Annotated in this window: 3 protein-coding genes; all 3 read right to left on the reverse strand. The window is 53.5% G+C overall.

Annotation, left to right across the window (positions count from 1 at the left end):
- Nucleotides 1-115: 115 nt before the first annotated feature.
- Nucleotides 116-1156 (reverse strand): UDP-3-O-(3-hydroxymyristoyl)glucosamine N-acyltransferase, encoded by a 1041-nt coding sequence (lpxD, locus tag ACTHUT_RS17290; RefSeq protein WP_250599394.1) that lies wholly within the window; start codon nt 1154-1156, stop codon nt 116-118.
- 101 nt (nt 1157-1257) lie between these two features.
- A complete protein-coding gene (locus ACTHUT_RS17295) occupies nt 1258-1767 on the reverse strand; it encodes an OmpH family outer membrane protein (protein ID WP_039864258.1) in 510 nt (169 codons plus the stop codon).
- A 111-nt stretch (nt 1768-1878) separates the two neighbouring features.
- Nucleotides 1879-2738 (reverse strand): BamA/TamA family outer membrane protein (locus ACTHUT_RS17300; protein WP_440419186.1); only part of this gene is annotated, 860 nt, incomplete at its 5' end.

The following is a 2738-nucleotide window of genomic DNA, read 5'->3' on the forward strand; positions in this document are numbered from 1 at the left end:
TTTTTGAATGTCTTTGGCTTCGATCGGGAGTTGTACGTCCATGATGTTCGTCTTTCCTTGTTTGTATTGGGTTTAAACGTATTCGGATGCGGGGCGCGGACTGTTTGCGCCGCCTTTAGGCTTCGTCGCTGTCGGCAAGCTGTTTTTCCAGCGTTTTGAGGCGTTTGTTCATTTCGCTCAAACGGTGGATATAAACGGCATTGCGCGCCCAGTCTTTGTAGCCCGACATCGGGAAAATACCGGCCAGATGCTGGCCGCTTTCGGTAATACTGTGGGTGACGGATGTACCGCCGCCGATGGTGGTTTTATCGGCAATTTCGATGTGTCCGACCGTGCCGACGCCGCCGCCGATAATACAATAATTGCCGATGGTAACGCTGCCGGAAATACCGGTTTTGGCGGCGATAACGGTGTGCGAACCGATTTTGCAGTTGTGGCCGATTTGGACTTGGTTGTCGATTTTGGTGCCGTTGCCGACGGTCGTGTCGCTCATTGCGCCACGGTCGATATTGGTGTTCGAACCGATTTCCACATCATCGCCCAGCGTGACTGCGCCGGTTTGCGGAATTTTAAACCATGAATCGCCGGCAAAGGCCAAGCCAAAACCGTCCGCACCGATGACGGCGCTGCTGTGGATTTCGACACGGTTGCCCAAAGTGCAGCCGTAATAGATGACGGAGTTGGGATGCAACACGACTTCATCACCCAACATGCAATCGTGTTGGACAACAGCATTGGCCAAAATACGGCAGCCTTCGCCCAATACGGCATTCGCGCCGATATAGGCATTCGCGCCGATTTCGCAGCTTGCCGGCACTTTGGCGCTTGCCTCGACAACGGCGGTCGGATGTACGCCGCCCTGTGCTTTGACAATCGGCGAGAACAATCGTGCCACTTTGGCAAAATAAAGATAAGGGTCGGCAGCCACAATCAGGTTGCGGCCTGCAAATTCGTCCGCGGCTTTCGGCGACACAATCACTGCGCCTGCCTGGCTGTCGTGTACTTCGGCTTTGTATTTCGGATTGGCCAAAAAGCTGATGTGTTCCGCCAGCGCCTGATCCAACGGACGGACGGCGGTAATGGCGATGTCTTTGCCTTTCCATTCGCCACCGAGCTGGGAAACGATTTGGGACAGGGTGTATGCTTGTGAAGTCATGATAATCTGCCGTCAAGATGTCAGGCCGTCTGAAAGATGCCGGTTTGGGTTTCAGACGGCCTTAGGTTTGTCTGTATGGTTATATTCGCTGCCGAGCAGGGTCAGTGAGCATTTAGGGCTTTGATAACGCTGTCGGTAATGTCATAGCGGCCGTTGACGTAAATCACGTCCTGCAAGATGAAATCGTAACCTTCGCGCTTGGCCAAATCGACGATGACGCGGTTGGCATTTTGCTGGAGCGCGGCGAATTCTTCATTGCGGCGTAGGTTGTAGTCTTCAGCCAACTCAGCCTGCTGCTTGCGGAATTTCTGTACCAGATTGCGCCATTTTTGGGTTTCCGCTTCCCTTTGGCTGTCGCTGAGCTTGTCGCCGCTCAGTTTTCGCTCCAAAGCCTCGCCTTCCTGCTGCAGCTTTTGCAAGGCGGTTTGACGGCTTTTGAACTCTTTTTCCAAAGTCATCTGAATGTTTTGTGCCTGCTTGGATTCCTGATAAACGCGCTCGGTATTGATAAAACCGATTTTCTGCACGCCATCCGCCGCCGCTTGCGGCAACAGCACGAAACCCGGCAGGGCTACGGCGAGGACACGGAGGGTGTCGGCTATTTTACTCATGATAAAAATCCTTGCTTGAAAACAAACGGGCGGTTTGCAATAAGCTTACCGCCAATCTGCCATGAAGCCGTCTGAAACGGACAAACCGGGTTTCAGACGGCCTAAACATCATCAGAATGTCGTACCGAGTTGGAATTGGAAGCGTTGGATTTCGTCGCCTTCTTTTTTCTTAATCGGGTAAGCATAACTGAACTTCATCGGACCCAGCGGAGAGAGCCAGGTCACGGCAGCACCGGCAGAGTAACGCAATTCGTTTTTGAATGTCGATTTGTGCGTTGTGCCTACGCCGTACACGTTTTGGGACACGCCATTGGAATTGCTGCTGCTGCCGTCGTTGTAGGTTTTGCCGTCCCACACGCTGCCCGCATCGGCAAACAGGCTCAGACGGACGGTACGCGAGTCTTTAATGCCCGGCATTGGGAAGAGCAACTCTGCGGAAACGTTGGCTTTTTTGTTACCGCCGTAGCTGATTTTCTCGCCGTATTCGTCATAAACTTTCGGGCCCAGCGTACCGCTTTCAAAGCCGCGGACAGAGCCTAAGCCGCCGCCGTAGAAGTTTTCAAAGAACGGCATGGTTTTGGTTTTGCCGTAGCCGTTGCCATAACCGACTTCGCCACCCAGCATCAGCGTGAAATCTTTGCTCAACGGGAAGAACCAAGTTTGGTTGTGGGTCAGGGTGTAGTATTGCAGGTCGCTGCCCGGCAAAGCGATTTCGCCGTTTACGCCGGTCAGGTAACCGCGGGTCGGCCACAAGGCATTGTCGGTTTTGTTGCGGCCCCAGCCGATGGTACCTTTGTACAACCAGCCTTTGAAGCTACCTACGCCGCTGCCGTCGCCTTTACCGTATTGGTTGATAAAGTCGGCATAGCGTTTAGGCGCGCCTTTGTAGGTGTTCACGGTCAGACGCTCTGCGGCCAAACCGAAGTTCACACGGTCATATTCGGTAACCGGAATACCGATACGCAAACCGC

The sequence above is a fragment of the Neisseria sp. P0022.S010 genome (genome assembly GCF_051956635.1).